This window comes from Cellulomonas marina (assembly GCF_900111925.1).
Classification (GTDB): domain Bacteria; phylum Actinomycetota; class Actinomycetes; order Actinomycetales; family Cellulomonadaceae; genus Cellulomonas; species Cellulomonas marina.
The window spans coordinates 185,292-210,525 of the sequence record NZ_FOKA01000002.1; the positions used below are offsets into that span (position 1 = coordinate 185,292).

Sequence of the window (25,234 nt, forward strand, 5' to 3'; positions counted from 1 at the left end):
CGGACCGCGTCGCCGACGACCCCGCGACGACGGCGGCCGACCGTGCGGCCATCGACCAGACCCTGGCGGGCTGCGTCGTGCTCGTCACGGCCGACCGCCGGGCGGGGGAGCTCGCGGCGGCGCTCGCCCGGCGTGGCGCGACGATCCGGCACGCGCCGGCGCTCGGGATGGTTCCCCACATCGACGACGCGGCCCTCGTCGCCGCGACGCGGGACCTCGTCGCCGACCCGCCGGACACCGTGGTCGTCACCACGGGCATCGGGTTCCGCGGGTGGGTCGAGGCCGCGGACGCCGTCGGCCTGGCCGAGGGGCTCGTCGCCACCCTGCGCGGGGCGCGGATCATCGCGCGCGGCCCGAAGGCGCGGGGCGCCATCCAGGCCGCCGGGCTCACCGCCGACTGGGTGGCCGAGTCCGAGACGAGCGCCGAGATCGCGGAGGTCCTGCTCGACGAGGGCGTGGCCGGCCGCGACATCGCCGTCCAGCACCACGGCGCCGGCGACGACGGGCTCGACGCCGCCTTCAGCGCGGCCGGCGCCCGGGTGCGGTCGCTCGTCGTGTACCGCTGGGGTCCGCCGCCGGACCCCGCGGTGGTCGCCACCTCGGTCCGCGCCACCGCGGCGGGGGAGATCGACGCGGTCGTCTTCACCTCCGCCCCGGCCACCGCGGCCTGGCTCGCGGCCGCCGACGCCGCGGGCGTCACGGACGGGATCCTGCGGCGCTCGGCCGAGGGGGGCCTCGTGCTGGCGGCGGTCGGGCCCGTGACGGCCAGGCCGCTGCTCGAGCACGGGGCGCAGCCCCTCGTGCCGGACCGCGGCCGGCTCGGCTCGCTCGTGCGCGCCGTCGTCACCCACTACGGCGGGCTGGAGGCGCTGCGGACCGTCGCCGGACCGCTGCACGTGCACCGCAACGCCGCCGTCCTCGACGGGCACGTGCTGCCCCTGACCCCCTCGGGCCTGGAGGTGCTGCGGCTGCTGGCCCGCGCCCGCGGACGCGTCGTCGCCCGGGAGGAGCTGCTGGCGGTGCTGCCCGGCGCCTCGACGGACGGCCACGCCCTCGACGTGGCCGTCGCCCGGCTGCGCGAGGCGACCGGGAGCCGCACCCTGATCCGCACGGTGGTCAAGCGCGGCTACCGGCTCGAGCTCGAGGAGACCCCGTGACGTCCCGCACCACCCCCGCCCCGCCCGTGCTCGTCGGGTGCTCGCACGGCACCGACGACGCGGAGGGGCGGCGCGCCATCGCCTCCGTCCTCGACGCGGTCCGCGTGGCGCGGCCGTACCTCGACGTGCGGGAGGCGTTCGTCGACGTGCAGACGCCCGAGGTCGCCGACGTGGTGACGGGTGCCCTGGCGGACGCCGACCGCGCTGTGGTGGTCCCGCTGCTGCTGTCCGTCGGGTTCCACACGGGCGTCGACATCGCGGGGGCCGTCGACCGGCCCGGCGCCGCGGCGGCGGCCCCGCTGGGGCCCGACGAGCGCCTCGTCGACGTGCTCGTCGACCGGCTGACCGGCGCCGGGCTCGGGCCCGACGACGCGGTCGTGCTCGCGGCGGCCGGCTCGAGCGTGCCGGCCGCGGCAGCGGCGGTGCAGGAGGTGCGGGCCGCGCTGGCCCGGCGGCTGGGGCGGGAGGTCGCCGTCGGCTACGGCGCCGGGGCCGAGCCGCGCGTCCCGGACGCCGTCGCGGCGGCGCGGGCCGACCTGGCGCCCGGCGGGCGGGTCGTCATCGCGTCCTACCTGCTGGCGCCCGGCTTCTTCCACGACCGCCTGCTGGCGGCCGGAGCCGACGTCGTCAGCGACCCGCTGGCACCGGACCCCCGTCTGGCGGCGGTCGTGCTCGACCGCTTCGACGCGGCGGCGACGGGTCTCGTCGGGCAGGTCGAGGCGAGCACGGCGGCGGCGGCAGCGGCGGCCGACCGGCGCCGGACCGGCCGGCGGCGACGGGCGCGCCGCGCGCTGGTCCCGCTCGTCGCCGGAGTGGCGGCCACGGCGGCGCTCGTCGGGATGGGGCGTCGCACGGAGGGCTGATCCGAACAGGGGCCGTCCGGGGGCAGATCCTGGGCCGATCGGGGGACCTCCGTCCCTCAAGAGAGGGCCTCCGGTGGCCGACGGTGAGGGCATGAGCACCACAGCCACCCCCGCCCTCGGCCGGACACTCGCTCGCGCGCTGGAGCAGACCCGCACCCGCGGTGACGCCGACGAGGAGCTCCCGCCCTTCTGGGACTGACCGCCCCACCGGCGCCGGCACCGGCACCAACACGGGCTGCCGGCGCCGCCGTCAGAAGCGGAACGGGATGGGGATGCCGCCGCAGCAGCACACGCCGCGCACGTCACCCGCCTGCAGCAGCCGGAAGGCCTGGGCGCACGCCGCGAACCGCACGACCGTCGGGACGACCGACCGGACGACGCCGCGACGGCGCACGTAGCCCTCGACGGCGCCCGAGCAGGAGTCCCCGCCGTGCGCGAGCCGGTGGGCGCAGGCCCCGTGCTTGCGCGGGGACAGGTGCCGGCGGTAGGCCTCGATGCCCCGGACGGTCAGGCGGGCGGCAGGTGTCATCCTCCGACGGTACGGGTCCCACCGCCCGGCGCCAGCGGGGGCGACGCCCGGCGCGGGGCGGGTGACCGCCCTAGCATCGCCGCGTGCTCGCAGCCCTCCTCCTCGCCGCCGCCTGCCCGACCGTCCCGGGACCCGGCGCGTGAGGCGGCTCGGTCCCGCGGACGGCACCCCGGAGGTCGTGGCCGTCCGGACGCTGAAGATGGGCGACCTGCTCGTCGCGGTGCCCGCCGTGCACGCCCTGCGACGGGCCTTCCCGGGGCACCGCCTCGTCCTGGCGGTGCCGGGGTGGTTGGAGGAGCTCGTCGACCTCGTCGGCGGCGTTGACGCGCTGCTGCCGGCGCGCGGGCTGGACGGGCCGCTCGACCTGCCGCCGGGGCGCGCGGACGTCGCCGTGAACCTGCACGGCGACGGCCCCGACAGCCGCGGCGTCGTGGCGGCCCTGGGCGCGCGCCGCACGCTCGGCCACCGGGGTCCGGGCACGGAGGACGGACCACCGTGGCGGCACGGCATCCACGAGCGGGAGCGCTGGGCGCGGCTGCTGCGGGGGCACGGCATCGACGCCGACGCCGCCGACCTGGGGCTGCTGCCCCCGACGGTCCCGTCGCCGCGGCCCGGGGCGACGGTCGTCCACGTGGGGGCGTTCCACGGTGCGCGGCAGTGGCCGGTCGAACGCTTCGCGGCGGTCGTGCGGGCGCTGCGCGCGCGGGGCGACGAGGTCGTGCTCACCGGCAGCGCCGCCGAGGCGCCCCGGGCCGGTGCGGTGGCCTCGGCCGCGGGGCTCGACGAGCGGCACGTCCTCGCGGGGGCTCTCGGGCTCGGCGCGCTCGCCGCCCTCGTGCACGACGCCGCCCTCGTCGTGACCGCCGACACCGGCGTGGCCCACCTGGCGTCGGCGTACGGCGTGCCGTCGGTCGTGCTGTTCGGTCCCGCCCCGCCGGAGGAGTGGGGGCCGCCCGCGGACGGGCCGCACGTCGTGCTGACGGACGCCCGGGTGCGCCGGGGGGAGACGTTCGCCGACGACCCGGATCCCGCGCTGCTGGCCGTCGGGGTCGAGGACGTCCTCGCCGCGGCCGACGCGCTGCGGGGCGTCCCGGCCCGTCGGCGCTACCCGGTCCTGCCCGCGGGGGTCGCGTGAGCGCCGGTCCCCTGCGGCTGCTGCTCCTCGCCGACACCCACGTCCCGCGCCGCGCCCGTGACCTGCCGGCGCAGGTCTGGGCTGCGGTCGACGCCGCCGACGTGGTCGTGCACGCGGGCGACTGGGTGGACGTCGCGCTGCTCGACGCGCTCGAGGAGCGGACGGCCGCCGGCGGCGCGCGCCTCGTCGGGGTGTGGGGCAACAACGACGGCCCGGCGCTGCGCGCGCGGCTGCCGGAGGTGGCCCGGGTCGACCTGGACGGGCTGGCGCTGGCCGTCGTGCACGAGACGGGTCCCGCCGCGGGCCGCGAGGCGCGCTGCGCGGCGGCGTACGAGGGCGCGGACGTGCTCGTCTTCGGCCACTCCCACATCCCGTGGGACTCGACGGCCGCGACGGGCCTGCGCCTGCTCAACCCCGGCTCGCCGACCGACCGCCGCCGGCAGCCCACCTGCACCTACGTCACGGCGTCGGTGACGGGCGGGCGCCTGGCCGACGTCGCGCTGCACCACCTCCCGCCGCGGGCGCACTGACGGGCGGTCGTCGCCCGGCGCGGGGGGTCAGCGCCGGGCCGTCACGAGCGCCAGTCCCCCGAGGGCGAGGACCGCGCCGAGCGCGGCCGCCGTGCTCGGCGGGCGGTCGCCGAGCAGCGCCGCGAGCACCGCGAGGGCCTGCGCCCCGACCTGCACGACGAGCAGCCGGCGCACGAGGCGCGCCAGGAGGAGCCGGTCCACCACCGCGCGCGCCGGGACCGCGGCGGCCGTGCGCAGCGCGACGAGCGCGACCGGCACGAGCAGGACCAGCGCGTGCAGGCGCGGCCCCTGCACGGGTCCGGCGAGCAGCACGCCGACCAGGACGCCGCCGAGCGCCACGCCGACGAGCAGCGCCGAGGGCCGCACCGCCACCGCGGCGCCGAGCAGCAGCCCGACCGCGAGGAGGCGCCCGCCGCCCGCGGGCACGAGCGCGACCGCCAGCGCGAGGGCGAGGCCGCCGGCGGCACGCAGGAGCCAGGCCGGCACGAGCCCCGGCACCTCGACCCGGACGGCGTCGTCCCGGCCCGCGCGTGCGTCCCGTCCCACGGTGGCGTGGCGGCCCGCCGCGCCGTCCCCGCTCACCACTTCATCCCCGAGCCGCCCGGCGCGGTCGCGGGGCTCACGCCCGCGCCCGGCCGCCCCGTCGCGCCGGGGCGGGGCCGCAGCCGCGTGAGCGCCGCCAGCCGCGCCGCGCGCGCACCCGCCGCGTCGGCAGCAGGACCGTCGACGGACCAGGCCACGAGCTCGACGCCCGTGCGGACGAGGGCGGCCAGGCGGTCCTCGCGCTCGAGCAGCACGAGGCGCAGCGCGGTGCGCACCGCGGTGCTCCGGGCGCGCGGGACGGGCAGCACGTCGACGGCCACGACGCGGTGCCCCGCGCGCCGCCAGCCGTGCGCGAGCCGGGCGGCCTCGTCGTCGAGGAACGTGGACAGGACGACGACGAGCGCGCCGGCGGGCACGTGCGGTGCGCGGCGCCGCGGGGCCGGACGGTCCTGGGGGGCCGCCGCGGCGAGCCGGCGGACGAGCCGCTGCAGGTGCCGGCGCCCGCCCCCGGCGGGCACGGGCCGGCCGTGCCGGCCCAGGTCCTCGAGCGCGACGCGGTCGCCCTGCTCGAGGTACCGGCGGGCGAGGGCCGCCCCGGCTGCGCGGGCGACGTCCAGGGAGGTGCGCACGTCGTCGGGCACCGGGAGGACGCCGGACCACGTCGCCGGGTCGGGGCCCACCTCGTCGCGCGAGTCCAGGACGAGGACGACCGAGGCCTCGGCCGTGGCCAGGCTGCGCCGCACGTGCAGCTCGTGCACGACGCCGCCCGTGGCCGCGCTGCGGCGGACGGTCGTGCGCCAGTCCACGCGCCGCAGCCGCTCGCCGGGCTGCCAGCGCGCGACGTCGAGGGGGTCGGTGCCGTGACCGGGGCGACGGTCGTCGTGCGGGCCCGTCGCGCCGCGCAGGCGCCACGGGAGGGGGGCGGCGGGCAGCAGCGCGACGGCGGGCAGGACGAGGACCGGCAGCGGCTGGCCCGCCACGGGCCCGGAGGCCACCGCACCCTCCGTCCCGAGGGCGAGGGCGTCGGCGGCGAGCAGGGGGTGCAGGCCCGTCCGGGCGGTACGGGCCCGGACGGGCACCTCCGTCCGCGCCGCGTCGAGGAGCAGGTGCCGTTCGCCCGGCCCCCGCAGCCGGACGTGCACCGCGTCGGTGCCCGCCGGGACGGCGAGCGCGAGGCGGGCGGGCACCTCCGCGCCCGCCGTCCCCTCGTGCCCCGCGGTGACCTGCGCACCGGGCGGGAGCGACGGTCGTCGGACGAGCAGCCCCCACGCGCCGTGCGCGAGCGGCGGGACGGCGAGCACGGCGAGCACGGCGAGGTCCGGGCGGCCGGCGAGCACGGCGACGAGCGCGGCGCCGACGCCGAGCGCGCTCGAGGTGCGGGCCCAGGTGGTCGAGCCCCAGGCCCCGGGCGACCCCCCGCGCGCCCCGGTCGCCGTGCTCACGTGGCGGCGCTCACGAGGCGGCGCGTGCGGACGGCGGCGTGGGGGTGGCGGCCAGGGCCGCGCGCACCACGACCTCGGGTGCCAGGCCCGAGGCCCAGGCCCCGGGAGCGAGCGTGAGGCGGTGCGCCAGCACGGGCACGGCCACGGCCTTGACGTCCTCCGGCAGCGTCACCGCGCGCCCGTCGAGGACGGCCCGCGCCCGGGCGACGAGGAGCAGCGCCTGGCACCCGCGCGGGGAGGCACCCACCTCCACGGCCTCGTGCCGCCGGGTCGCCGCCGCGAGGTCGACGCAGTAGCCCAGCACGTCGTCGTCGACGTCGACCGCCTCCACCCCCGCCTGCATCGCCAGGACCTGCGCCGGCGTCGTCACCGCCGCGACGTCCGCGCGCTCCTGCCGCCGGGCGGTCCGGCGGCGGAGCACCTCGACCTCGCCGTCGCGCTCCGGGTACCCCACCGCGAGCCGGACGAGGAAACGGTCGAGCTGCGCCTCCGGCAGCGGGTAGGTGCCCTCGTACTCGACGGGGTTGGCGGTCGCGACGACGTGGAAGGGCGCCGGCAGCGGGTACGACGTGCCCTCGACGGACACCTGCCGCTCCGCCATCGCCTCGAGGAGCGCCGACTGCGTGCGGGGCGCGGTGCGGTTGATCTCGTCGGCGAGCAGCAGACCGGTGAAGACCGGCCCGGGCCGGAACTCGAACCGCGTCTGCGCCGGGTCGTAGACCGAGGAGCCGGTGATGTCGGCCGGGAGGAGGTCCGGCGTGCACTGCAGGCGGGTGAAGCGCAGGCCCAGGGCGCCGGCGAGCGACCGGGCCGCCAGCGTCTTGCCGAGTCCGGGGACGTCCTCGAAGAGCACGTGCCCGCCGGCCAGCACGGCGGCGAGCGCCAGCCCGAGCGCGTCGTCCATGCCCACCGCGACCGTGCGCACGGCGTCGAGCACCCGCGCCCCGAGGCGGGCGACCTCGGCCACGGGCAGCGGCTCGGCCGGCGGGCTGGGGGTGGACGGCTCGGTCACGCGGTGCCTCCTCGGGCGACGGGCGGTGCGGTGGACGAGGCGGTGGACTTGGCGGTCGTCGGCCCACCGGGAGGGGCGCCCGCCGGGCGCAGCCGCTCGAGCGCGTCCAGCGCGGCGACGGCGGCGCCTGTGCGGGGAGGCGCAGCCGTGCCCAGGGTCGCGGCGACGGCCGGCCCGAGGGCGGCGACGACCGAAGCCGCGTCGTCCGGGTCCACGCCGACGGCCCGCAGCCGCACGTGTGCGGCGGCCTGCAGCCGGCGGTGGAACCCGAGGCCGACGTCGCCCCCGCGCGTGGTGAGGACCCACACGAGGTCGCCGACGTCCGTGCGCGCGCCGGGGACCGGCGGCGGCTCGGGCCGGGGCAGGACGGGGTCCGGGGGCGGGTCGGCCCGCACGACGAGGGCCGTCGCGACGAGGACCGCCAGGGCGAGCAGGCCGACGGTCGCCGTCCTGAGGCCGGCGGCCCACGTCAGGCCGGCCACCACGGCGGCGAGCAGCACGCCGCCCGCCGCGCGGTCCCGGCGCCACGGACGCCTCACGCCCGCACGCGCCAGTCGCGGGCGAGAGTCACCAGGCACGCACGGGCGAGGGCGACCTCGTCGGCGTCGAGGCGCGCCGCCGGACCGACGCCGTAGCGGGCCCGCTGGTAGAGCCGGAGCAGCGTGCGGACGGCGTCGGGCTCGGCGTCGGTGGCGGCGAGCACGGCGGCCGTGAGCTCGCTCGACGTCCAGGTCACCGCACGCGGGACGCCGCTCTCGGCGGCGGCCCTCTCGACCGCCAACCAGGCGGCGACGACGTCGTCGCCACCCGCGCCGGGCGCGTCCAGGCGAGCCAGCGCCGCGGTCGCGGCTCGGTGCAGGGCCGGCAGGTCGGGCACGAGCGTGTCGCCGCCGGCCCCGGCGTCCCCCGGCGCGAGGTCGCCGTCGGCGGCCGTACCGGTCTGCCCGCGCTCGCGGGCCTGCCGGCGGACGACGCGCACCACCCAGCGGGCCACGAGGACCGCGAGCACCGCGAGCGCGAGGACGGCCGCGACACGCAGGGCACCCGACGGGGCGTCGCCGGCGGTGGGTGCGCCGCTCTCGGCGCCGGGGACGGCGACCGGGGTGGGCAGCGGTGCGGGTGGGGGAGCGATCGGCGCGAACGCGTCGAGGCGCGCCGGGCCGGTGGTCCAGTCCGCGCCGGCCGCGGCCCCGACCACGACGAGGACCCCGGCGGCCACCAGCGTCAGCGCGACCACGGCGGCGCGGCGGGCCTCGCGGCGGTCGGGCGGCACGTCCCGACCGTACCCGCCGGTCAGCCCGTCGGACCGAACCGCTCCACGCGCACGGCGCCCTCGTCGACGCCGAGCTCCACCAGCAGCCGGCTCGCGGCGCCCGCGAACCCCGCCGACCCGCACACGAAGGCCGGCCCCGGCCCGACGAGGGTCCGCAGGTCGTCGGCGCCGAGCCGCCCGGCGGCCCGGCCTGCGGCGTCCTCCCGCGACAGGGCGACGAGCGCCCCGGCGGCGAGCAGCTCGTCGGCGTAGGGCAGGAGCGTCCGGGTGCGCGCGGCGACCGCCAGCCGGAGTCGCTCGCGCACCCCGAGGTCCTGCGCGTGCCGCAGCATCGCGACGAGCGGGACGACGCCGCTGCCGCCCCCGACAGCCAGGGCCGGGCCCGACCCGTCCCAGACGAACCAGCCGCCGACGGGCCCGCGCACCTCGAGGGTGTCGCCCGCCCGCACCTCGTCGGCCAGGAACCCGGACACCTCCCCGTCGGGGAGCCGGTCCACCCACAGCTCCACCGCCGGGTCGGACGGCGCGGAGGCCACGGAGTAGGACCGCTGGGCGCGGTAGCCGTCGTCGGCGGTGAGGCGCACGACGTAGTGCTGGCCGGGCACGTGGTCCACGCGGTCCGGCACGTCCAGGCGCAGGCGCACCGCCGCGGGGTGCGGGTGGTCGGCGCTCAGCACGCGCGCGTGCCGCCACCCGCCGACGGGACCCGTGGACGGGCCCGCGGCGGGCGCGAACAGCGCGTCAGTCACCCTGGTACCGCTGCTCGGTCCAGGGGTCGCCCCGGTCGTGGTAGCCGTTGCGCTCCCAGAAGCCCTGCACGTCGTGGTCGAGGAGCGTCAGGCGGGTCACCCACTTCGCGCTCTTCCAGAAGTACAGGTGGGGCACGAGCAGCCGCACCGGGCCGCCGTGGTCCGGCGTGAGGGGCCGGCCCTCGTGGCTCCACGCGACCCAGGCCTTGCCGCCGGTGACGTCGGCCAGAGGCAGGTTCGTCGTGTACCCCGTCGTCGAGGTGGCCAGGACGAAGGCCGCCTCCGGCCGGACGCCCGCGGCCTCGAGGAGCAGGTCCACCGAGACGCCCTCGAACGAGGTGCCCAGCATCGACCACGTCGTCACGCAGTGGATGTCGCCCTCGTAGCGGGACTGGGGGAGGGCGTGCATCTCGTCCCAGGTCCAGGTGCTCGGCCGCTCGACGAGGCCGTCGACCGACATCGTCCACGTCTCGGGCCGGAGGTTCGGGGTGACCTCGGCGGTGAGCACCGGCCAGTCCCGCCCGGTGTCGTACTGGCCCGGGGGCAGCCGCGGGTCCGTCTCGCGCCGCCGCCCGGTGAAGCCCCGTGTCGCCATGCCGGGCACCCTAGCGCCGGGCGCGCCCCGCGGTCCCGTCCTGCGCGCGCTGCTGCCGCACGTGCGCCAGGAGCAGCGCCACCACCGGGACGACGAGCCCCGGTGCGGCCCACGCGACCTCCCCGGTGAGGACGAGCGCGGCATCGGCGGCGGTGCCGCCCGTGAGCGCGCCGAGGGTGAGCACGGGCGCGACGCGTGCCCGGGCCCCGGTGAGGGGCGCGGCGACGCCCGTCGCGCCCGTCGTCACGTCCGTCGTCACGCCCGGCCCATCGGCGGCGGTCAGGGCCCGCCGAGCGGTCGGCGTCCGGGCGACCCGGTCGGCTCAGTCGGTCGGGCCCACGACGTCACGCAGCTGGGGGACGCTGAGCGGGGAGGTGCTGGCCCCGGCGCGCAGCGCGGTGGCCAGCGTCCCGGGGCTCGAGCGCAGCTCCGCCAGCGCGGCGCGCACGTCGGGGTCCCCGAGCAGGACGTCCGCCAGCAGCCACAGGCCCGTGCCCGTCCCGGTGTCGGCGCCGGCCGCCTCGGCCAGCTCGGTGAGGGGACGCATCGCCAGGGCGGCGGGCTCGTCGAGCAGGAGCGCCGCGACGCGGGCCGTCGCGGGGGCGCCGGGGGCGGTGGCCGCCTCGCGCAGCACCGCACGGGCGGTCTCGGCCTCGGGCTCCTCGCGCCCGCGCAGGTGCGCGGCCAGGACGAGGACGAGGTCCTTGCCCTGGTCCCCGGTGCGACCGCCGGCCAGCCCGGCGACGGCGGCGCGGACGAGGTCCGGCAGCGCCGCTGCGGGGGGCCGGGCACCGAGCACGACGAGGTGCGCCGGCCCCGGCGTGCCGTCGGCGAGGGCGCGCAGCGCCAGGTCCCACCAGCCCGGGCGCGTGGAGGGGTGGTCGTGGCAGGCGCGCGCGGCCACCGCCGCCGGGACGTCGTGCACGGGCGTGCCGAGCTCGACCGGCGTGAGGACGCCGTGCAGCACGTCGGGGTCCAGCCGGCCGTCCAGCGCGTCGACGACGGCGGCGAGGACGGGGGTCCCGCCCGCCACCTGCTCCCGCGCGCCGCGCACGATGCCGGGCACGTCTGCGACGTCGGCGAGCTCCAGCGCAGCGGTGAGCTGCTGCAGGGTGTAGTCGGCGGTGCTGGTGCGCGCGGCGTCGACCGTGAGCGCGACCTGGATGCGCTCGCGCAGCCGCCGGGCGGTGCCGGGGTCGCGCGCCTCACCGGCCAGGTCGCGCGTCATCTGGGCGTGCTGGGGGCGCAGCGTCGGCGCGTCGAGCAGCGAGACGGCGGTCGCGCCGACGAGGAGCGCGTCGCGGTGCTCCGTGTTCATGACCCACCGCACCAGCGGTGCGGGCACGGGGTCGGCGTGCTTGAGCAGGTAGGTCAGCGCGCCGGGGTCCGCCCGCTCGAGCAGGGCGGCCGCGAGGGACGAGCGCCGCGAGCGGACCAGCGCGGCGTGGACGGGCAGGGCGCGGTCGTAGGGCACCGCCGTGATGTCGACGGCGTCGACGACCTCGCGCACGCGGGCCGGGTCCGCGGCGGCGTGCACCTGCCACACGGCGGTGGCGACCGCCCCCGGGAGGTGCTCGCCCAGCGCGGACCAGGTCTCCGTGTCCGTGTCCGGGTCGGCGAGCAGCAGGGCGACGAGCGGGTGGTTGTCCACCGGCCCAGTGTGCCGGAGGGTGTGCCGGAGGGCGTGCCGACCGGGCGCGTCGGGCGCGGCCCGGCACGTCGGCGTACCGTCGCGACGTGCCCTGGCGCCGGTGGACCGGCGCCGCGCTCGGCACGGTCCAGAGGTGGGCGGACCCCGGGAGGAGACCCACCATGGCCGGACCCGACCCGCACGTCGGCACGCAGAGCAGCACGACCAGCAGCATGCCCAGCAGCACGCACGTCCACCCGCACGTGCCCGTCCCCGACGTCCCGCCCCCGGCGGGCACGTCGATCGGCGAGCAGTCCCTCGCCGCGCTCGGCGGTCGGCTCAGCGTGCTCGCGCGGCAGCGTGCGGACCACGAGCACCTCGACGCGCTGCTCGCGGAGCTCGACGCGACCGACGGCCGGGCGCAGGAGGACGTGCTGCGGCGGCTGTACCGCCTCGTCTTCCCGCACGCCTTCGCCGAGGAGTCGGTGCTGTGGCCCGTCGTGCGGCGGGCGCTGCCCGACGGGGACGCGATCACCCTCGACGTGGAGCGGGAGCACCAGGAGGTCAACGAGCTGGTGACCCGCCTGGAGTCCCTCCCGCCGGGGCACCCGGAGCGCCCCGCCGTCCTGGGCCGGCTCGCCGCGGTGCTGCGCGAGGACGTGCGCGACGAGGAGGACGTCCTGTTCCCGCGGCTGCAGTCCGTCACCGACCGGCGCGAGCTGCGCCGGCTGGGCCTGCTGTGGGAGGTCGTCCGCCGCGTCGCGCCGACCCGGGCGCACCCCCTGGTGGCGCGGCGCCCGCCCGGCAACGTCCTGGCCGCCCTGCCCCTGGCCCTCGTCGACCGGGCGCGCGACGTGGTCGACCTGCTGGTCCAGCGCGGACCGCGGGCCTGGGCGCCCGTGCTCGGCACGGCGGGAGCCGGTCTGGCGCGGCTCGGGCACCTCGTCGAGCACCTGCCGCCCCTGCGCCGCGGGGAGGACCCCTCGACGCACCGGGGCTGACCGCTGGTCGTGACACAGGCCTGACGAGCCCGTAGTGTCCGGTGGTGACACGAGTCACCACCGGCCGGTACCCGGCCGAGCCGTCCTCGATGGAGAGGGTCGCCCCGCATGCCGCTCACCACCCCACCGCCCCGCCGACGCCTGCCGCGCGTCCTGGTCGCCGCCGGCGCCGTCGCCGTGCTCGGGCTGCCCGCGCTGACCACGCCGGTCGCGGCGGCCCCCGCCCGTCCCGCACCCGTCGACCTCGGCGCGCGCGTGGTGGTCCTCGACCCCTCGATGCCCGTGCAGCAGATCGAGGACACGGTCAACACGATCGCCGCCCAGCAGGTCGACGCCGAGATGGGCACGGCCCGCTGGAGCGTGCTGCTGCGCCCCGGCACCTACGGCTCGGCCGCCGACCCGCTGCAGCTGCGCGTCGGCTACTACACGGAGGTCGCCGGCCTCGGCGCCTCGCCGGGCGACGTCGTCGTCCACGGCAAGATCGAGAGCTACAACCGCTGCCTCGGCGACGGCGGGACGACGAACTGCATCGCCCTCAACACGTTCTGGCGCACGCTGTCGAACCTCACGCTGCGGATCGACGGCGGCGGCCAGGACGGGTGCCGGCAGAGCGCGAACTTCTGGGCCGTCTCGCAGGCGGTGTCGGTCCGGCGGCTGGACGTGCAGGGCTCCGTGCCGTTCTCGCTCATGGACTACTGCACCGCCGGCCCGCAGTACGCGTCGGGCGGCTTCATCGCCGACTCCCGCTTCGGGGCCGTGGTCAACGGGTCGCAGCAGCAGTGGCTCACGCGCGACAGCGTCGTGGGGTCCTGGTCGAACGGCGTGTGGAACCAGGTGTTCTCGGGCGTCGAGGGCGCGCCCTCCGACGAGGACTTCCCGACGCCGCCCTACACCACCCTCGACACGACGCCCGTGAGCCGGGAGAAGCCGTACCTGTTCGTCGACGGCCCCGGCCGCTACGCCGTGCGCGTCCCGGCGGCGCAGACCGCCAGCCGTGGCGTCACGTGGGCCGACGGCACCACGCCGGGCCGGACGGTGCCGCTGACGGACTTCTTCGTCGCGCGGCCCGGCGACACGGTCCAGCGCATCAACGCGGCGCTCGCCTCCGGCAAGCACCTGCTGCTGACGCCGGGCGTCTACGACGTCGACCGGTCGATCCGCGTGACCCGTCCCGGCACGGTGGTGCTGGGGATGGGGCACGCCACGCTCACCGCCGTCGGCGGGTCGGTGCCGCTGACGGTGTCCGACGTGCCGGGCATCGTGGTCGCCGGCGTGACCGTCGACGCGGGCACGGTCGAGTCGCCCGTCCTGCTGCAGGTCGGCGCGACGCACCCCGGGGTCGGCCACGGCCGGTTCTCCGACGCGGACCGCGCCGCCGACCCGATCACGCTGTCCGACGTCTACTTCCGCGTCGGCGGCCCGCACGTCGGGCGCACGGACACGGCGCTGCGCATCGACGCGGACCACGTCCTCGTCGACCACACGTGGGTGTGGCGTGCCGACCACGGGGTCGAGGGCTTCACCGCCGGCGTGAACGGCGACACCGACCGCTGGCGCACCAACACCGGCCGCACCGGCGTCGTGGTCACGGGCGACGACGTCACGGCGACGGGGCTGTTCGTCGAGCACTTCCAGCAGCGCAACCTCGTGTGGGAGGGAGAGCGCGGGCAGGTGGTGCTCTTCCAGAACGAGCTGCCCTACGACCCGCCGACGCAGGCGGACTGGCAGCAGCCCGACGGCACGCTCGGCTGGCCCGGGTACACCGTCGCGCCGGACGTCACGCAGCACCGGCTGTGGGGCGGCGGGGTGTACGTGTTCAACCAGAACGACCCGTCGATCGTCACGGAGGACGGGTTCTCCGTGCCGGACGCGCCGGGGGTCGTGCTCGAGCACGTCATGACGGTCCACCTCGGCGCCGGCACGGTCGAGCACGTCGTCAACGGCGTGGGCGCGCGCTCCGACGCCGGCACCACCGGGGTCCCGAGCTACGTGGTGCGGTACCCGGCCCCGTGAGGCGCGGCGCGCCGGCGGCCCCTGCCGCCGGCGCGCCGACCACGTCCGCCTCGCCCGCCCGGCTCGCCCTGCCCGGCCCGGCCCGCCCGGCCCGACCCGGCTAGCTCGACCCCCGCACGACGAGGCGCACCGACGTGGGCGGGTGCGGCGGCACGGCGCGCCCGTCGAGCGTCGCGAGCGTGACGGCGGCCAGGTGGTCCGCCTCCACCTCGATCTCCTGCTGGACCGTGCTCAGCGGCGGCACGGCCAGGCGCGCGGCGGGCTCGTCGTCGACGCCCACGACGGCCACGTCCTCCGGCACCCGGGCGCCGACGGCGCGCAGCCCGGCCAGGACCGCGAGGGCGACCTCGTCGTTGTAGGCGAGCACGCCGTCGACCCCCGCCGCCGCCCAGACCCGGCACACCTCCGCGGCGGCGTCGGGGTCGGGCGGGACCTCCGCGACGAGCGGGTGGGCCGCGCCGGCCGCCGCGCACGCCGCGCGCACGCCCGCCAGGCGCTGCGCGGCGAACCCGGCCAGGCGCTCGTCGGCGGGTGCCGCGTACGCCAGCCGGCTGCGCCCGCGTCCCAGCAGGTGCTCGGCCTGCAGCCGCCCGATGCCCTCCTGCGCGCCGGCGTAGGCGGCGGGGTCCGGGGCGGGGTCGCGGCCGTCCCGCCCGACGAGCGCGCCGACCGGGGTGATGCCCGCCCGACGCATGGCGTCGAGCTCGGCCGGGTCAAAAGGCGCCAGCCCCACGACCGCCCGCGGCGACACGTGCCGCCACAGGTCCGCGAGCGGCCGACGCCCCCGCCCGTGGTGCACGAGCACGGACAGCCCGCGCTCGGCGAGGTCGGTGGTGAGGCGGTCGAGGAGCGCGTCGACGACCGGCCCGATCGGCCAGTGCGGCAGCACGACGACGACGAGGTCGCTGCGGCCGCGGCGCAGGGTCCGGGCGGCCGCCGAGGGGGCGTAGCCGAGGCGCTCGGCCGCCTCGAGGACGCGGGCGCGGGTCGCGGCGGAGATGGTCGTGCCGGGCGTGCCGTTGAGGACGTAGCTGACGGTCGTGCGGGAGACCCCGCTCGCGCGCGCGACGTCCGCGCTCGTCACCACCGCCACCGCGCCCCGCCTCCCGTCGTGCGTCGTCCGTCCCTCACGGGGGCGGACGTGCACCCGCCCGCTCCCGTCCTGTGGCGCCGAGGGTAGTGCGGGCGCCCGGGGCGGCGGCGTCCGTCCCGGCCGTGGTGCCCGGTCGTCGTGCCAGGCCCTCGGGCCGTCAGCGCTGGTCGTCAGCGCGGGTCGTCCTCGTCGCCCTCGCCGTCGTCGAGCCACCCGGCCTCGAGCGTCGGCAGCACCGCCCGCGTCTCCTCCACCAGCCGCGCCAGCAGCGCCGCCGCCGTCGTCGAGCGCAGGAGCGCGAGGGTGTCGAGCGCGCCGAGCGGCGCGATGCCCGCGAGCTGCCACATCCGGGCGGCGGGGTCGTCGGCGAGCGCCACGTCCGCGGGCCACGGCAGCTCCACGAACTCCGCGGCCCGCACGAGCGTCTCGCGCACCACCCGCTCGGCCTCCGCCAGCGCGGCGGGGTCCTCGGGCACGAGCGCCGGCAGCATGCGGACCTCCGCGCGCGGGTAGGGGTCGTCGTCGAGCCAGCGCACCACCTCGAACCGCTCGGTGCCGCGGGCGACGAGGACGACGAGGCCCTCGCCGACCTCCACCTGCACGATCCTCGCCACCGTGCCGGTGCCGAACCGGACGTCCCCGCCGCCGACCTCCGAGCCGCGCTCGATGAGCACGACGCCGAACTCGCGCTCGTCGGCACCGAGCACGTCCGACAGGAGGGCGACGTAGCGCGGCTCGAAGACCCGCAGCGGCAGCGGCATCCCCGGCAGCAGGACGGAGCCGAGCGGGAAGACGGGGAGCACGCGGGTGGGCTCGTCGGGCACGACCCGATCCTGCCCGGTCCTCGCACGCGTGTCCTCGGACGCGTGTCGCCGGGCGCGTGTCCCCGGTGCGCGGGCGGGGACGGCTGCGCTTGGATGGGGCATGGCCAGCACCCGGACGCCGGCGGTCGAGCTCGAGGTCGGCGGGCGCACGGTCCGTCTGTCCAGCCCGGACCGCGTGATGTTCCCCGCGACGGGCGCGACGAAGCTCGACCTCGCGCGGTACTACCTCGCGGTGGGCGACGGCATCGTCGCCGCGCTGCGGGAGCGCCCCTGCATGCTGCACGGCTTCCCGGACGGGTTGGCGGGGGAGAAGGTCCACCAGAAGCGCCTCCCCGCCGGCGCGCCGCCGTGGATGGAGACGGTCGAGGTCTTCTTCCCGCGGTACCGCCGCACCGCCGACGAGCTGTGCGTCACCGAGCTCGCGCACGTGCTGTGGGCCGTGCAGATGTCGACGGTGGAGTTCCACCCCTGGAACAGCCGCCGCGCGGACACCGAGAGCCCGGACGAGTGGCGGATCGACCTCGACCCCATGCCGGACTGCCCCTTCGACCGCGTGCAGCGGGTGGCGGGGGTCGTCCACGAGGTGCTCGACGACCTCGGGGCGGTCGGTTGGCCCAAGACGTCGGGCGGCAACGGGCTGCACGTCTACGTGCGCGTCCGCCCCGATCACGGGTTCGCCGACGTGCGCCGGGCGGCCCTCGCCTTCGCGCGCGAGGTCGAGCGGCGGGCGCCCGACGACGTGACGACGACGTGGTGGCGCAAGGACCGCGACCCGGCGCTCGTGTTCGTCGACTACAACCAGAACGCGCGCGACCACACGATCGCCTCCGCGTACTCCGTGCGCGGCACGCCCACCGCGACGGTGTCCACGCCCCTGCGGTGGGACGAGGTCGACGACGTCGACCCCCGGGACTGCACCATCGCGACCGTCCCTGCGCGCTACGCCGCCCTCGGCGACCTGCACGCCGGCAGGGACGACGCCGTCTTCGACCTCGCGCCCCTGCTCGCGTGGGCCGAGCGCGACGAGGCGGCCGGGGCGCCGGAGCCGCCGGCACCGGACGTCGCCTGAGCCGGCGCCTGAGCCGGTGCCGCCGCCGTCAGAGCGCGGTCAGCACGTCCAGCGCGGCGGCCAGCCCGTCCTCCTGCCGGACGAGCCGTCCGACCTCCGCGGCCGCCTCGCGTCGGCCGAGCGCATCGGCGACCGCGGGCAGGAGCGTCGCCGCCGACAGCCGACGCAGCGGCACGGGCGCCGCGGCGATACCGCGCCGGTGCAGCCGCGCCGCCCAGAAGGGCTGGTCCGCCGTGACGGGCACGACCACCGAGGGCACGCCGGCCCGGGCGACGGCGTGCGTGGTGCCCGCCCCGCCGTGGTGGACGACGAGCGCGGCCCCCGGCAGCACGCTCCCGAAGGGCGCGGCCGGCACCGCCAGCACGTCGGGCCCGCGGAGGTCGTCGGGCAGCGCGAGGCCGCCCCACCCGGTGAGCAGCAGCGTGCGCAGCCCGTGGGCGCGGGCGGCGGTGATGACGCCGCGCGCCCGGTGCTCGGCACGGTCGCGGGCACGGTCGCGGGCACGGTCGCGGGCGCGCTGCTCGCCCCTCCGCCCGGCGGCGCCCGCCGCCATGGAGCCGAACGACGCGACGAGGTGCCGCCCGCCCGCGACGAAGGCCGCCACCGCCGGGTCGACGTCGGCGGGCGTGTCGTCGTGCCAGTGCCCCGTGAGGTGGACGCGCGCCGGCCAGTCCCGCGGCCGCGGCACGAGCTGCGGGCTGACGGCCATGAGCGTCGCCCGGGACGGCGTGCGCCGGGCCGGTCGGCTACCCGTCGGGAGCTGCGCCGCCGCTCGCGCCACCTCGGCGTCGAAGACCCGGGCCGCAGCACGCGGCACCGCGTAGGTCGCCCGGTTCCAGCGTCCGAGCTCGCGGGTCGCGGTCGGGCCCCCGGCGGCGGGCAGCTCGGCCGACGGCGTCGCGACCGGCGCGAGCTCCACCAGCACGCGCGGGACGCCCAGCGCGTCGGCCGCCAGGGGCGCGGTGAGCACGAGGGCGTGATGCACGACGACGTCGGGCGCGAACGCCACCGTCTCGCGTACGGCGGCGGACAGCATCCCCGCCATCGCCGGCCGCACCTCGTCGCGCAGGTGCCGGGCGAGCGCCCACGGCGTGGCACCGGGCGCGGGCAGCACCCGCCGCGCGTCGAGGTCGAAGCGCACGACGTCCAGCCCGTCCGGCACGTCGGCACCGGTGGGCACCGCGAGCCGCACCTCGTGCGCGCGTGAGGCCACGTACCGAGCGAGGGCGACGAACGGCTCCACGTCGCCGCGCGTCCCGGCTGTCAGCAGCATCATGCGCACGCGCCCAGTGTGCGCTGAGGGGACCGGGTCCCCGTGCGCTGGCGGCGCGCTCCGCGCCGCGGCTATGTTCGCCGTGCCCGCGGGGCCCCGACGGGTCGCTCACCTGCGGCGGGGGTCCGGCGGACCCCGTGACGACGACGATCTCGAGGAGCCACGGCATGCGACCGCGTCGTACGTGCCCCGTTCCCTCGTGCGGCGGGCACGGCGATCGCTGAGCGGGCCGGGCGCACCGCGGGCGCCACCGCCCGCGGGCCCGGGGCGGTCGTGGCCCGGCTGGTGCACATCTCGCGGCCGGTCCTCTGGATCAACACGATCGGCAGCGGCGTCGTCGGGATGTGGCTGACAGGCACGTTCCTGGACCTGCGGGCCGTGCCGGTGCTGCTGTGGCTCGCCCTGCCGTTCAACCTGCTCATCTACGGCGTCAACGACGTGTACGACCAGGAGACGGACGCGGCCAACCCGCGCAAGGGGTCGCTGGAGGGCGCGCGGATCGAGCCCTCGGAGGTGCGGCTCATCGCCTGGGGCGTGGCCGCGACGAACCTGCCGTTCCTCGCCTGGTTCGTGCTCGCGCTGCCCTGGCAGGCCACCGCGGTCGCCCTGCTCTACGCCGGCGTCTTCGTCTACTACTCCGCCGAGCCGCTGCGCTTCAAGGCCCGGCCGTTCCTCGACTCCCTCAGCAACGCGGCGTACGCCCTGCCGCTGGTCCTCGTCCCGGCGGCGCTCGACGAGACGCCCGTCTGGCCCGCGGCGCTCGGCCTCATGGCCTGGAGCGTGGCGAAGCACCCGTTCGACGCCGTGCAGGACATCGTCGAGGACCGTGAGGCCGGCATCACGACGACCGCGGTGCGCCTCGGCCCCCGCGGCACCGCGCTGTGGAGCGGCGCGTGGTGGACGCTGTCGTCGGTCCTGTTCGCCCTCGTCAGCGTGCCCGTGGCGGTGGTGAACCTCCTCATCGCCGGCACCCTCGTCGTGCGGCTGCTGCGGGACCCCACGCCCGCGACGGGGCACCGCCTGTACCCGGCGTCGGTGGCGTTCCCCTACGTCGCGGGGGCGTTCGCCGGCGTGCTGCTCACCGTCGCGATCTTCCTCGGGCGCTGGCCGTGAGCCGCGTCGTCGTCCTCGGCGGCGGGCTGGGCGGGCTCGCCGCCGCCGCCCTGCTGGGCCGGGCCGGCCACCGGGTCACGCTGCTCGAGGCCTCCGACGCGCTGGGCGGCAAGAGCCGCCGCCTCCAGCTGGGCGGCGCCCGCGTCGACACCGGCCCGTCGCTGGTGACGTTCCCCGCGGTGTGGGACGAGCTGCTGCGCCGGCTCGACGACGGCCACGGGTCCGCCGAGCGCGTCGGCGGGCTGGACCTCGTCCGCATGCCGGAGGTCGGCCGGTACCACCACCGGGGCGACGTGACGGACCTGCCCGTCGCACCCGACCACCCCTGGTACCCCGCGTGGCGCCGGTTCAGCGACCTGCACTCCCCGCTGGCCGATGACGTGTCGGCGCTCCTGCTCGCCGACCCGCTCGACCGGGCGTCGCTGCCGGCCCTGCGGCGCCTGCTCGACGTGTACGGCCGGCGCCTGACGACGGCCGCCTACCTCGACGGCCTGCCGTGGCTGCCCGCCGGGCTCCGCGACGTCCTCGCCATCCACACGCTCAACGCCGGCGTCTCCCCGGCCCGCACGCCCGCCCTCTACGCGAGCATGCCCGCGATCATGGCCGCGACGGGGGTCTGGGTGCCCCGCGGCGGGGTGCACGAGGTGGTGCTGGCGCTCGCGCGCCTGGCCGAGGCCGCCGGCGTGGAGGTCCGCCTGGGCGAGCCCGTCACCCGCGTCGAGCGCGGGCTGGTCACCACGGTGACGGCGCGGCACCGGGCCGACCTCGTCGTCAGCGGCCTCGACGCCGACCGGCTGGCGACGCTCACGGCCGGGGGGCCGCCGCTCGCCGTCCTCCGGCGCCCGCGGCGACGCCGTCGCCCGCTCTCGTGCTCCGCGGTCGCCGTCTACGGCGCGCTCCGCGAGGAGCTGCCGGCCGGGCTGCCCGCGCACAGCGTCGTCCTGCCCACGCGGCCGGAGGCGCTGTACCGCAGCCTCGAGGCGGGCGACGAGCCGGCCGACACCATGGTGTTCGTCAACCACTACCGCGCCGGCCAGGTGTACCCGAACCGGCGCAGCACCCTCGGCGTCCTGCTGACCGCGCCGGCCGACGGGGGCCGGTACACGATCGAGCACCCCTTCGTGCGCCGCGAGGTGGACCGGGTGTCCGCCGCCCTGGGGCTGTCGACCCCCCTCACCGACCACCTCGAGGACGCCGTCGTCCTCGACCCGCAGCACTACGGCGCCGCCGGCGAGCCCCACGGCGCGCTGTACGGCGCCGCGCGCCCGCCGTGGCAGAGCGGACCGTTCCACCGCCCCGCCTACCGCGACCCCCTGCGCCCCTGGCTCTGGCGCGTCGGCGCCTCGGTGCACCCGGGCGGCGGCATCCCGGCCGTCCTCGGCGGCGCGATGATCGCGGTCCGACGCCTGCTCCGCTCGGCCCCCGCCTGAGCCGCCCTCCCACGTCGGCAGCCCGTGCCCTCGACACGTCCCCCGTCACCCGGCACGCTGGGGACCGCACCGCGACAGCGGCCGCCTCCTGCAGACCGACGAGAGGCCTCACCATGACGAGCACGGAAGCAGCCACGATCGTGTCGGGGGTGCCGTACGGCATCACCGTCGTCGGAGGACGGGCGCCCACCGCGCTGACCGACTTCGTCGGCCCCGTGAGCATCGAGGTGAGGGGTGCGACGGGGAGCCACGAGGTGCACGGCACCGGGGTCGCCCACGACGGCGGCGTGGTCCGGCTCTACCAGAAGGACCACGCCGGCACCGGCAAGGACGTCCGGGTCTGGAGCATCTCGTCCGGTGCCGACGGCTTCGTCGCCGTCGGCTGAGACGGGGAGGGACGTCACGTCCCGTTCCCGCAGCGACCGGCACGACGACGCAGGCCCGACCGGAGCGATCCGGTCGGGCCTGCGTCGTCGTGCGGGTGGTGGGCGATACTGGGATCGAACCAGTGACCTCTTCCGTGTCAGGGAAGCGCGCTACCGCTGCGCCAATCGCCCGGGGGTGGTCCTCGTCGTGCTGCGAGGTGGAGACGGGATTCGAACCCGTGTAAACGGCTTTGCAGGCCGGTGCCTCGCCTCTCGGCCACTCCACCCTGAGACCGCAGTCCACAGCGACCCGCAGGGGTCGATGGGGAGAGCCTCCGAGCGGACGACGGGATTCGAACCCGCGACCCTCACCTTGGCAAGGTGATGCTCTACCACTGAGCCACGTCCGCACAGCACGTCCGCCGGTCTTCACCGGCTTGCCGTGTGCGGGGATGACTCTAACCGCATCGCGGGGTGGAGTCCAAACCCGCTCCGGGGCGGCCGCCGGCGCCGCCGGGCCACCTGCTCGGTACGGTCGGCGCATGGCCCACGCCCGCGTCGTCCCTGGTGCCGGCCCCGTCGCGGGCGCGCGGGCCGGCCGGCCGGGGGAGGGGGAGGCGTCCTTCGGCGGCCTCGTCGCCCGGCGTGTCGTGGAGCACGTCGACGTGACGGCGCGTCCCGAGGACCTGGTGACCCCGGGGGTCTGGGCTCTCGTCGGGACGTTCGAGGGCGCGGTGCACGCGTGGCGGTTCGACGAGGTCGTCGAGCGGTCGCCGGCCTCCGGCCCGTCGGCGGCCGCGCCGGGCGTGCGCCTGCCCTGGCGCGGTCCCGGGCCGGACGCGTGGACCTCCTCGCTCGACGAGACCGCGTACCGCCACGCCGTCGAGCGGGTGCGCCACCACGTCCGCACGGGCCGGGTCTACCAGGCCAACCTCTGCCGGGTCCTGCGGGCGCCCCTGCCGGCGCCATACGAGGGCACCGCACCGGACGCCGCCGCCCTCGCGGGCGTGCTGGCCGCCGGCAACCCCGCCCCCTACGCCGGGTGGGTGCACGTCCCGCGGGCGGCGTGCGGCCCGGACGACCCCGGCGCCTGGGTCGTGACCGCGTCGCCGGAGCTGTTCCTGCGCGTCGAGGGCGACGGCGTCACCTCCGCGCCCATCAAGGGCACGGCCGCGACCGCCGCCGGCCTGAGCGACAAGGACCGCGCCGAGAACGTCATGATCACCGACCTCGTCCGCAACGACCTGCAGCGGGTCTGCCGACCAGGGACGGTCGCGGTCGACGGCCTCCTGCGCGTCGAGCAGCACCCGGGCCTGGTGCACCTCGTGTCGACGGTGACGGGCCGGCTCGACCCGGCGCTCACGGCCGCCGGCCGCCTCTGGGGACCGCTGCTGGCGGCGGCCTACCCCCCGGGCTCGGTCTCCGGCGCACCCAAGCGCAGCGCGCTGGACGTCATCGCCGAGCTCGAACCCGTGCCGCGCGGCCCGTACTGCGGCGCGGTGGGCTGGGTGCGGGTGGGGGAGGACGGCGCGGTCCGCGCCGAGCTCGCCGTGGGCATCCGGACGTTCTGGTGGACGCCCGACGACGGCGGCACCCTCCGCTTCGGCACGGGCGCGGGCATCACCTGGGGGAGCGACCCGGCCGCCGAGTGGGCCGAGACCGAGCTCAAGGCGGCCCGGCTGGTCGCGCTGGCCTCCGGTGCCAGGATGGCCCTGTGAGCGTCGTCGTGTGGTCCGCCGGCCGGCTCGTCGACCCGGCGGCGCCGCTGCTCACGCCCGTCGACCACGGAGTGACGGTGGGCGACGGCGTGTTCGAGACGTGCGCGGTGCGCCACGGGCAGGTCTTCGCGCTCACGCGGCACCTGCGGCGGCTCGCGCTCTCGGCGGCGGGCCTCGGCCTGCCCGTGCCCGACGAGGCGGAGGTGCGGGCCGGCGCGGCCGCCGTCCTCGCGGCGGCGCCCGACGCCGGGCGGCTGCGCATCACCGTGACGGCCGGACCCTCGCCGCTGGGGCCGGCGCGTGCCCCCGACGACGAGATCGCGCCGACGCTGCTCGTCGCCGCCGCCCCTGCCGGGCACGGCGGGGCCACGACCGCCCGCGCGGTGACCGTCCCGTGGGTGCGCAACGAGCGCAGCTCCATCGCCGGCCTGAAGACCACGTCCTACGCGGAGCAGGTGGCGATCCTGCGGCACGCGCGGGCCGAGGGCGCCGACGAGGCGCTCGTCGCCAACACGGTGGGCGACCTGTGCGAGGGCGCGGCGTCGAACGTCTTCGTCGCGCGGGGCGGGGAGGTCCTCACGCCGCCGCTGAGCAGCGGGTGCCTCGCGGGCGTCACGCGCGACCTCGTGCTCGAGTGGTCGGCGGACGCGGGGCTGCCGGTGCGGGCGGCGGCGCCGGGGGAGCTGCGGTACGACGCGGTGGTCCACGAGGTGCTGACGGGGACGGCGGCGCTGGCGCTGTCGGGGTCGGTCCGCGGCCTGACGCCGGTCGTGGAGCTCGACGGCACGCCCGTCGAGCCCGGGGACGCCTTCGAGGCCGTGCGCGCGCTGTACGTGCGCCGGTCGGCGGAGGACCTGGACCCGTAGGCGGCGTCGTGCTGCCGCGCCCGGGGACGCCCGGGCGGGCGGGCGGGAGCGGCCGGGGCGCGTCCGTCAGGCGGTGAGCAGCGCCGCGATGAGGGCGGAGATCTCCGACTCCATGCGCTCGCCCTCGCGGCCGAGCGGGACGAGCCGCTCCGTGGCGTCGAGGAACCGCAGGATGGGCTCCGTGGGGGCGGCCAGGAGGGCGCTGCCCTCGACGCCGCTGAGCGAGACGAGCGTGAACTCCGGGTCCTCGTCGCGCCAGACCTGGACGTCGCCGTTGCCGGCGGGGGCCTCGGCGGAGGCGTGGACGCCCTGCGCGAGCAGCTCGCGGCCCAGGAGCCACGTCGACATGGAGGCGGCGCCGGTGAAGACGGCGCGGACGGTGTACGGGTCGGAGGCGCGGAACGACAGCTCCGTCGCCACCGGCACCACGCTCGCGTCGGACCCGATGAGCTGCATCGCGACCACCTCGACGACGTCGAACGCGGGGTTCGTCATCGCGGTCCTCCTGTCTCGCACGGGCTCTGGAGTGCCCATCATGGCAGCCGGGGGGTCCCGGCGTCCGTGTGACCTGCCCCCGTTCACCCGGTAGGACCTGTCGAGGACCTGTCGGGGTGGTCTGCGCCACCGGGGGGTGACGCCCGCGTGACGCGGAGGGGCGGACGGGCGGTGTGGCCGCCCGTCGCACCCATCGGGTGGGCCGGGACGGGACTGAGGTGTCCCGGGCGGTGCGCCGGGTGTCGTCGGGCGGTGCGGGCGGGGGGTGGGCCGGGCGTCGGCGGGCGGCTTAGGAGTTCGCCCGGATGTCGGCTAGAGTTCCGGACCGACGCACCCCGCGGGGGCGTCCCGGGTCCCGGGTCCGGGCGATTGGCTCAGTGGTAGAGCGCCTCGTTCACACCGAGGAGGTCACTGGTTCGAACCCAGTATCGCCCACCGCACCGGCGCAGGGCCGGCACCGTCACGGTGCCGGCCCTCCGTCGTTCTCCGGCGCGTGACCGGGTGCGCGGCCGGGCG

26 protein-coding genes and 4 tRNA genes are annotated in these 25,234 nt (G+C 78.2%); 13 read left to right on the top strand and 17 right to left on the bottom strand.

Going from position 1 to position 25,234, the window contains the following annotated elements:
* Positions 1-62: 62 nt before the first annotated feature.
* Together BM048_RS03355 and BM048_RS03360 are read left to right on the top strand one after the other, a co-directional pair.
* A complete protein-coding gene (locus BM048_RS03355; RefSeq protein ID WP_090030973.1) occupies positions 63-1,157 on the top strand; it encodes a uroporphyrinogen-III synthase in 1,095 nt (364 codons plus the stop codon).
* Positions 1,154-2,020: a sirohydrochlorin chelatase gene (locus tag BM048_RS03360; RefSeq protein ID WP_239078952.1), complete on the top strand. Its 867-nt coding sequence runs from the start codon at positions 1,154-1,156 to the stop codon at positions 2,018-2,020. The genes BM048_RS03355 and BM048_RS03360 overlap by 4 nt, the downstream gene beginning before the upstream one ends.
* 250 nt (positions 2,021-2,270) lie before the next feature.
* Here the strand turns inward: BM048_RS03360 and yidD are convergent, their stop codons facing one another.
* A complete protein-coding gene (gene yidD, locus BM048_RS03365; RefSeq protein ID WP_090030816.1) occupies positions 2,271-2,549 on the bottom strand; it encodes a membrane protein insertion efficiency factor YidD in 279 nt (92 codons plus the stop codon).
* Between the two features lie 139 nt (positions 2,550-2,688).
* Between yidD and BM048_RS03370 the strand changes: the two genes are divergently transcribed.
* Both BM048_RS03370 and BM048_RS03375 read left to right on the top strand, forming a co-directional pair.
* On the top strand, positions 2,689-3,684 hold the full coding sequence (locus BM048_RS03370) for a glycosyltransferase family 9 protein (protein WP_373308458.1): 996 nt from the start codon (positions 2,689-2,691) through the stop codon (positions 3,682-3,684).
* Complete coding sequence (locus BM048_RS03375) at positions 3,681-4,214, top strand: metallophosphoesterase family protein (RefSeq protein ID WP_239078953.1); 534 nt, start codon at positions 3,681-3,683, stop codon at positions 4,212-4,214. Before BM048_RS03370 ends, BM048_RS03375 begins: the two co-directional genes overlap by 4 nt.
* Positions 4,215-4,241: 27 nt before the next feature.
* On the opposite strand, the gene BM048_RS03380 is transcribed toward BM048_RS03375, so the two are convergent.
* The 9 genes from BM048_RS03380 to BM048_RS03420 form a co-directional block, all read right to left on the bottom strand.
* Entirely contained in the window at positions 4,242-4,796 is a 555-nt protein-coding gene (locus tag BM048_RS03380; protein ID WP_090030818.1) for a hypothetical protein, read from the bottom strand.
* On the bottom strand, positions 4,793-6,199 hold the full coding sequence (locus BM048_RS03385; protein WP_090030820.1) for a DUF58 domain-containing protein: 1,407 nt from the start codon (positions 6,197-6,199) through the stop codon (positions 4,793-4,795). Before BM048_RS03385 ends, BM048_RS03380 begins: the two co-directional genes overlap by 4 nt.
* Before the next feature lie 10 nt (positions 6,200-6,209).
* Entirely contained in the window at positions 6,210-7,211 is a 1,002-nt protein-coding gene (locus BM048_RS03390) for an AAA family ATPase (RefSeq protein WP_239078954.1), read from the bottom strand.
* Positions 7,208-7,750 (bottom strand): hypothetical protein, encoded by a 543-nt coding sequence (locus tag BM048_RS03395; RefSeq protein WP_090030822.1) that lies wholly within the window; start codon positions 7,748-7,750, stop codon positions 7,208-7,210. Before BM048_RS03395 ends, BM048_RS03390 begins: the two co-directional genes overlap by 4 nt.
* Positions 7,747-8,484 carry a DUF4129 domain-containing protein gene (locus BM048_RS03400; RefSeq protein ID WP_090030823.1) on the bottom strand — a complete coding sequence of 246 codons (738 nt, stop codon included), beginning with the start codon at positions 8,482-8,484 and terminating at the stop codon, positions 7,747-7,749. The genes BM048_RS03395 and BM048_RS03400 overlap by 4 nt, the downstream gene beginning before the upstream one ends.
* Before the next feature lie 20 nt (positions 8,485-8,504).
* Positions 8,505-9,233 carry an FAD-binding oxidoreductase gene (locus BM048_RS03405; RefSeq protein ID WP_203708946.1) on the bottom strand — a complete coding sequence of 243 codons (729 nt, stop codon included), beginning with the start codon at positions 9,231-9,233 and terminating at the stop codon, positions 8,505-8,507.
* On the bottom strand, positions 9,226-9,828 hold the full coding sequence (locus BM048_RS03410) for a sulfite oxidase-like oxidoreductase (RefSeq protein ID WP_175499238.1): 603 nt from the start codon (positions 9,826-9,828) through the stop codon (positions 9,226-9,228). The genes BM048_RS03405 and BM048_RS03410 overlap by 8 nt, the downstream gene beginning before the upstream one ends.
* A 10-nt stretch (positions 9,829-9,838) precedes the next feature.
* Entirely contained in the window at positions 9,839-10,087 is a 249-nt protein-coding gene (locus BM048_RS03415; RefSeq protein WP_090030827.1) for a hypothetical protein, read from the bottom strand.
* A 63-nt stretch (positions 10,088-10,150) separates the two neighbouring features.
* On the bottom strand, positions 10,151-11,479 hold the full coding sequence (locus BM048_RS03420) for a hypothetical protein (RefSeq protein ID WP_090030829.1): 1,329 nt from the start codon (positions 11,477-11,479) through the stop codon (positions 10,151-10,153).
* 161 nt (positions 11,480-11,640) lie between these two features.
* On the opposite strand from BM048_RS03420, the gene BM048_RS03425 reads away from it, so the two are divergent.
* Together BM048_RS03425 and BM048_RS03430 are read left to right on the top strand one after the other, a co-directional pair.
* On the top strand, positions 11,641-12,459 hold the full coding sequence (locus BM048_RS03425) for a hemerythrin domain-containing protein (protein ID WP_203708947.1): 819 nt from the start codon (positions 11,641-11,643) through the stop codon (positions 12,457-12,459).
* A 108-nt stretch (positions 12,460-12,567) separates the two neighbouring features.
* Positions 12,568-14,472: an adenylyl cyclase gene (locus BM048_RS03430; RefSeq protein WP_090030831.1), complete on the top strand. Its 1,905-nt coding sequence runs from the start codon at positions 12,568-12,570 to the stop codon at positions 14,470-14,472.
* 100 nt (positions 14,473-14,572) lie between these two features.
* Here the strand turns inward: BM048_RS03430 and BM048_RS03435 are convergent, their stop codons facing one another.
* Positions 14,573-15,565, bottom strand: a complete 993-nt coding sequence (locus BM048_RS03435) for a LacI family DNA-binding transcriptional regulator (RefSeq protein ID WP_090030832.1) — start codon at positions 15,563-15,565, stop codon at positions 14,573-14,575.
* Between the two features lie 170 nt (positions 15,566-15,735).
* The gene (locus BM048_RS03440; protein ID WP_239079034.1) at positions 15,736-16,389 is read right to left on the bottom strand and encodes an LON peptidase substrate-binding domain-containing protein; all 654 of its coding nucleotides are present in this window, start codon (positions 16,387-16,389) and stop codon (positions 15,736-15,738) included.
* Between the two features lie 100 nt (positions 16,390-16,489).
* Here BM048_RS03440 and ligD point away from each other — a divergent pair, with 100 nt between their 5' ends.
* Positions 16,490-17,458 carry a non-homologous end-joining DNA ligase gene (gene ligD / locus BM048_RS03445; RefSeq protein WP_090030836.1) on the top strand — a complete coding sequence of 323 codons (969 nt, stop codon included), beginning with the start codon at positions 16,490-16,492 and terminating at the stop codon, positions 17,456-17,458.
* Positions 17,459-17,486: 28 nt separating this feature from the next.
* On the opposite strand, the gene BM048_RS03450 is transcribed toward ligD, so the two are convergent.
* Positions 17,487-18,734, bottom strand: a complete 1,248-nt coding sequence (locus BM048_RS03450; RefSeq protein ID WP_239079038.1) for a glycosyltransferase — start codon at positions 18,732-18,734, stop codon at positions 17,487-17,489.
* Positions 18,735-19,013: 279 nt separating this feature from the next.
* Here BM048_RS03450 and BM048_RS03455 point away from each other — a divergent pair, with 279 nt between their 5' ends.
* The 3 genes from BM048_RS03455 to BM048_RS03465 all read left to right on the top strand — a co-directional run bounded on the left by BM048_RS03455 (position 19,014) and on the right by BM048_RS03465 (position 21,660).
* Positions 19,014-19,844, top strand: a complete 831-nt coding sequence (locus BM048_RS03455) for a UbiA family prenyltransferase (protein ID WP_373308467.1) — start codon at positions 19,014-19,016, stop codon at positions 19,842-19,844.
* Complete coding sequence (locus BM048_RS03460) at positions 19,841-21,274, top strand: phytoene desaturase family protein (RefSeq protein ID WP_090030841.1); 1,434 nt, start codon at positions 19,841-19,843, stop codon at positions 21,272-21,274. The genes BM048_RS03455 and BM048_RS03460 overlap by 4 nt, the downstream gene beginning before the upstream one ends.
* Positions 21,275-21,387: 113 nt before the next feature.
* A complete protein-coding gene (locus tag BM048_RS03465; RefSeq protein ID WP_090030843.1) occupies positions 21,388-21,660 on the top strand; it encodes a hypothetical protein in 273 nt (90 codons plus the stop codon).
* 96 nt (positions 21,661-21,756) lie between these two features.
* Here the strand turns inward: BM048_RS03465 and BM048_RS03470 are convergent.
* From BM048_RS03470 to BM048_RS03480, 3 genes are all read right to left on the bottom strand, one after another.
* Positions 21,757-21,831, bottom strand: a tRNA-Val gene (locus BM048_RS03470).
* A gap of 24 nt (positions 21,832-21,855) precedes the next feature.
* Positions 21,856-21,926 (bottom strand) — tRNA-Cys (locus tag BM048_RS03475).
* Between the two features lie 51 nt (positions 21,927-21,977).
* Positions 21,978-22,049 (bottom strand) — tRNA-Gly (locus tag BM048_RS03480).
* Positions 22,050-22,181: 132 nt separating this feature from the next.
* On the opposite strand from BM048_RS03480, the gene BM048_RS03485 reads away from it, so the two are divergent.
* Positions 22,182-23,357 (top strand): chorismate-binding protein, encoded by a 1,176-nt coding sequence (locus tag BM048_RS03485; RefSeq protein WP_090030845.1) that lies wholly within the window; start codon positions 22,182-22,184, stop codon positions 23,355-23,357.
* On the top strand, positions 23,354-24,223 hold the full coding sequence (locus BM048_RS03490) for an aminotransferase class IV (RefSeq protein ID WP_090030847.1): 870 nt from the start codon (positions 23,354-23,356) through the stop codon (positions 24,221-24,223). The genes BM048_RS03485 and BM048_RS03490 overlap by 4 nt, the downstream gene beginning before the upstream one ends.
* Positions 24,224-24,289: 66 nt before the next feature.
* On the opposite strand, the gene BM048_RS03495 is transcribed toward BM048_RS03490, so the two are convergent.
* Entirely contained in the window at positions 24,290-24,718 is a 429-nt protein-coding gene (locus BM048_RS03495) for an SsgA family sporulation/cell division regulator (protein WP_090030850.1), read from the bottom strand.
* A 363-nt stretch (positions 24,719-25,081) separates the two neighbouring features.
* Here BM048_RS03495 and BM048_RS03500 point away from each other — a divergent pair.
* Positions 25,082-25,153, top strand: a tRNA-Val gene (locus tag BM048_RS03500).
* Positions 25,154-25,234 lie beyond the last annotated feature (81 nt).

Bases quoted from the DNA above. Each gene is read 5' to 3' on its own strand.
- BM048_RS03495 (WP_090030850.1), bottom strand. From the start codon at position 24,718: ATGACGAACCCCGCGTTCGACGTCGTCGAGGTGGTCGCGATGCAGCTC.
- ligD (WP_090030836.1), top strand. From the start codon at position 16,490: ATGGCCAGCACCCGGACGCCGGCGGTCGAGCTCGAGGTCGGCGGGCGC.
- BM048_RS03465 (WP_090030843.1), top strand. From the start codon at position 21,388: ATGACGAGCACGGAAGCAGCCACGATCGTGTCGGGGGTGCCGTACGGC.
- BM048_RS03410 (WP_175499238.1), bottom strand. From the start codon at position 9,828: ATGGCGACACGGGGCTTCACCGGGCGGCGGCGCGAGACGGACCCGCGG.
- BM048_RS03430 (WP_090030831.1), top strand. From the start codon at position 12,568: ATGCCGCTCACCACCCCACCGCCCCGCCGACGCCTGCCGCGCGTCCTG.
- BM048_RS03485 (WP_090030845.1), top strand. From the start codon at position 22,182: ATGGCCCACGCCCGCGTCGTCCCTGGTGCCGGCCCCGTCGCGGGCGCG.
- BM048_RS03425 (WP_203708947.1), top strand. From the start codon at position 11,641: ATGGCCGGACCCGACCCGCACGTCGGCACGCAGAGCAGCACGACCAGC.
- yidD (WP_090030816.1), bottom strand. From the start codon at position 2,549: ATGACACCTGCCGCCCGCCTGACCGTCCGGGGCATCGAGGCCTACCGC.
- BM048_RS03450 (WP_239079038.1), bottom strand. From the start codon at position 18,734: ATGATGCTGCTGACAGCCGGGACGCGCGGCGACGTGGAGCCGTTCGTC.